The sequence below is a fragment of the Bacillus sp. SRB3LM genome, from assembly GCF_015712745.1.
GTDB lineage: Bacteria > Bacillota > Bacilli > Bacillales > Bacillaceae_G > Bacillus_A > Bacillus_A thuringiensis_K.
This window is the reverse complement of record NZ_VWVQ01000088.1, coordinates 1-4,092: the sequence shown is the minus strand read 5'-3', so window position 1 is coordinate 4,092 and position 4,092 is coordinate 1. Positions and strand designations below refer to the sequence as shown.

Here is a 4,092-nt window from a genome sequence, read left to right as displayed (position 1 = left end):
TCCGCACTCATCATTAAATGGAATGACTCCGTATCAGTATTCAAAATCAATTGCATAATCTATTTCATGTTCCAGTTTTTCTTGACCAGGTCAAGATTCTTCATTAAACGTTGTACAGTTTTATATGAAACTTCCATTATGTCAGCAATTGAATTTTTGCATAGGAAACTAACACTTACATATTTACAGCTGTGGCGTTTTAAAATTTCAAGTAATGTAATGAGTTTAAATTGTACGTCGGTACGCTTAATGGACATACGGATATTATCTCTGTATGCACGTATAGGTTTGTTTAGTTCTTCTACTTCTTTGAATGTAGAAAGGTTGTGGAAGGTTTCTTTCGTTGCGATAACATTGATTGTCTTTTTCATAGACTAAGAGCTCCTTTGTATAAACAAAAAGCAACGTCACCAATAATTTGGTAAACGTTGCTAAAGAAACCCTACATGATGTACAATAATTCATGAGAGTATGGCCAGTGTTTACCTGGTTGTGTCAGGTGAATGGTATATATAGTGTGGGTCGCACTGTACATATACGCTGTACTTTTTATTATTAAAATTTAACCTTGTAGGAATACATCATACATAAGTGACTTTCTAATAATGGGGCTGCCCACAATTTGCCCACATACTAATCATTTTGTAACTTTTTTAATCCGTAACAGTAAAAAACATAAAGTAAATCATTGTTAATTTATAAGGGTTTTGATAAGTTTTTCGGTTAGTATCTTAAGACGAAAAAGAAAAAGTATTTGTGTCAAGAAAATATGTTTCTTCATAAAAAAAACATTCCCAATAACTACTTATGTTTAAAAGCATTTCTTTATATCTCCTTTGATGTAAATATTAATAAAAAAAAGGAGATATACAATGTATACTATGATTAAAGAAATATTTATAAGAACTCCATTATGGGTATGGATATTATTATTCATTTTAATAAAAAGGGGTATTGCTATTTCTCAAGAAAGACCAATTAATTTATCTAAAATGTTCCTTGTTCCCAGGATCTTTATGATATGGGGATAGATAAAATTATCACTAAATTTTCTTACTTAGGATATTGTTTAATAAGCTATACGATTTTCATTCTTCCAGGCATTTTGATTTGCTATTTGTTATATGCAAAATATCAAATTTTATTCAAGCAAGAGACGGTTACATTCAGGAAGAAATGTTACCTTCCATTAATAATTATATTGATTAATTTCTTTGTAAAATATCTCTTAAATGTAACTTTAAGAATTTGTTCATCATATTATAAAAATATTTCGTTTAATATAATTTATTCTGCCATAAGTGGACTATCTGTAGGCTTATTTTTTGGAGGAATATTCTACACATTTTATATACAATCAAAATTAAATAACCTTATCTTAAAATCATAAAAAAAGAAGGGAAAGACTTTATTGAAACTAAAAAATCGACTGCATACAGGTTTAGGAACTGGTTCATTTATATACATGATAGTTTTACTATCAAGAAACTATAATATATGGGATATGTGTAGCAATGGAACAAAATCACGCAACAAGCATTAGCGGATATTAGGAACCTATTCGTATAAAGAATTAGGTTCCTTTTTGTTTGTTTCTTCATATGTTAATGTACGTAATTGCCCATCTTTTACTTCTTCTGGGAGAACAAATGAATACCGACCTACTATGTTAATGCGTTTATGGCTTAATGGTGAAAGTCTAGATATATCATCATTATCAATTGTATAACCGCGATTTCGGAGTACTTGTAACGCAGATTCTATATATCGTGTATTCCATACAATAATTGCATTTACTACTAAACCTAATGCGCCTAATTGCTCTTCTTGTCCTTCTCGATAGGGTTGATGAAGTTCTCCATGTTTGCCGTAAAATACAGCCCTCGCTAAACTATGCCTTGCTGCTCCTCTATTGAGTTGATTTAAAATTTTAAGACGATAATTTTCATCATGTAAATATAAGAGTAAATAACGTGTTTTAAAGAGGCTCCCCAATTCTCCAATTGCTCGCCCTAACATAGTTGGTTTCCCATTGACTTCGTTTATTTCGATAACGAGAAAAGCTTTGAGCATCTAGATGAAGTTGATTTGCCATATATGTAATAACCGATTGTGGTACATTTGTAGGATCAGATAAAAATGTTCCTAAGAACCTAACGGTTCCTAATTGAACAGCGAAACCAAGTTGATTATGCTCTCCACGACGATTCCATATCAGTTCTTTGTCTGTATCATCTAACCCAAAATATTTTGCTAACTGCTCTGATGTTGGGGGGGACACAAAAACAACCATATTTTTCTTCTTGTTCAGGTGTTAAAAAATCTACAGGCATAACCCTTGTTCCTCCTGTTACAATTCTTAGTTTGTATCACATGACCAAATGAATAGGATGATGTGCATTCTTTAGTGCCAGGCAATTTTTTCTACTTCTCCCTGTAAGTCTTCTTGTGTAGCTCTTACATAAATCATCGTGGTATTCAAGTTATCGTGTCCCATAATTTGTGCAAGACGATGTAATGGTGTGCGTTCAGCCATCACATAACCAAAGCGATGCCTTAAATCATGGGCACTAAATCCTTCTAACTTTGCAAGTCTAATATACTTCTGAAGAATATGGCGGATCGCTCTTTCTTGTAGGCGTTTTCCTGTTTTAGAAGAAGGAAACAAATAACTCTGTGAAATCTCACTTAATCTGATATGTTCTTCTAGTGCACAACGAGCTGTACTATTCAAAGGCACTTCCCTCTGTTTATTTCGTTTTCCAGATCGAACAACAACATAGCCGCCTCTTTTTTTCATGATAACATCCTCTATTTGAACATCACAAACTTCCATTGAACGAAGGCCAGTATGAAGCATAAAAATAATCATTGTCCTGTCACGTAGTGTGCCGTATTTTTCAACGGCATGCATTAAAGTGGCTTCTTCTTTATCTGACATGCGTTTGGGACTCGTTTTTTCTGTTGGTACAAACTTAATTGATTTTGAATAATTTGTTTGTACCAGTCCTTTTTGCTTAGCCCAGTCAAAATAACGTTTGATTGAATTAATGCGCCGGTTAATCGTAGAAGGTTTTAGTAATCTTGTAACTTGCATATGCTCTCGATATCGAGCGATAGTGCGAGCGGTAACTTCTATTGGATGAAAAAGAGTATCCTCAGCATGTTTTCCCCACACATTTTCAAACCAAAATACAAAATCTTTTAAATCACTCGTATATTCTTTTAGTGTTTTTGTATGCAAATCTCCTTCTTGAGATAAGCTAGAAATAAAATCGGAAATCAAAGATGTTGCTTGTATAGAAATTGTTTTAATAGAATGCATAAATACCTCCTCTTTTATTGACTTACATTAGCGGACATGCTATTTTAATCTTATCAATTTATATTAGCGGACATCAAACATTTATTTTCCCACACTTCATGTCCACTAATATTAATTAGTGGACATTCAAAATAAAACTGAAGGTAGGTGCACCACATGGCTATTCGTAAAGATGAGTTGTATCAATTGATAGATCGTCTTGACCGACAAGATGAAAAAGCAGCGTTTGATTTTTTAGAATTTCTTGTTCAACGCTCAAAAAAGAAACCTAACGATTGGGAAAAAATTGATATGGCGGATTCAGATCATGAACCATTGTCTACACAAGAAATAGAACAACTAAATAGTGAAGAAGGATATGTATCAGGGGAGGACGCAAAACGTGAATTCGGACTACAAATTGATTTACCATAAGTCCGCGGTGAAATTTATTGCAAAGCAAGAAAAAGGAATACAAAAAAGAATTGCTGAAGGATTGAAGGGGCTTCTTGAAATCCCTCCTGAAGGAGATATTAAAAGTATGAAGGGTTACACAGATCTATATCGATTACGGGTTGGAACCTTTCGAATTTTATTTGAAATAAATCATGATGAGAAAGACATATACATACAAGCCATTGGAAATCGTGGTGACATCTATAAATAGTACTTACATGCATTTTTAAAAAGGAAGATGGTCATCTCCCTGTCAAGTAGACAGTAATAAAAAGAGTATTATGCCACGGCCTTTTCCCGATATTCTATCGGGGAAAGGCCGTGAAGTTTTT

The 4,092-nt window shown here is 33.2% G+C and carries 4 protein-coding genes and 2 pseudogenes; 2 read left to right on the top strand and 4 right to left on the bottom strand.

What is annotated here, in order from left to right; all coding sequences use genetic code 11:
* Nucleotides 1-92 precede the first annotated feature (92 nt).
* From F3I02_RS27100 to F3I02_RS27085, 4 genes and pseudogenes are all read right to left on the bottom strand, one after another.
* Nucleotides 93-371 (bottom strand): annotated as a pseudogene (locus F3I02_RS27100) (hypothetical protein); the annotation flags it as partial.
* A 1,186-nt stretch (nucleotides 372-1,557) separates the two neighbouring features.
* A pseudogene (locus F3I02_RS27095) lies at nucleotides 1,558-2,037 on the bottom strand (Tn3 family transposase); the annotation flags it as partial.
* Nucleotides 1,979-2,293, bottom strand: coding sequence for a DUF4158 domain-containing protein (locus tag F3I02_RS27090; protein ID WP_196478495.1), 315 nt, complete (start codon nucleotides 2,291-2,293; stop codon nucleotides 1,979-1,981). The gene F3I02_RS27090 and the pseudogene F3I02_RS27095, both read right to left, overlap by 59 nt.
* Before the next feature lie 111 nt (nucleotides 2,294-2,404).
* Complete coding sequence (locus F3I02_RS27085; RefSeq protein WP_196478496.1) at nucleotides 2,405-3,325, bottom strand: tyrosine-type recombinase/integrase; 921 nt, start codon at nucleotides 3,323-3,325, stop codon at nucleotides 2,405-2,407.
* A gap of 156 nt (nucleotides 3,326-3,481) precedes the next feature.
* On the opposite strand from F3I02_RS27085, the gene F3I02_RS27080 reads away from it, so the two are divergent.
* Together F3I02_RS27080 and F3I02_RS27075 are read left to right on the top strand one after the other, a co-directional pair.
* Nucleotides 3,482-3,739: a hypothetical protein gene (locus F3I02_RS27080; RefSeq protein ID WP_196478497.1), complete on the top strand. Its 258-nt coding sequence runs from the start codon at nucleotides 3,482-3,484 to the stop codon at nucleotides 3,737-3,739.
* Nucleotides 3,708-3,971, top strand: a complete 264-nt coding sequence (locus F3I02_RS27075; protein WP_196478498.1) for a type II toxin-antitoxin system RelE family toxin — start codon at nucleotides 3,708-3,710, stop codon at nucleotides 3,969-3,971. The genes F3I02_RS27080 and F3I02_RS27075 overlap by 32 nt, the downstream gene beginning before the upstream one ends.
* Nucleotides 3,972-4,092: the final 121 nt, after the last annotated feature.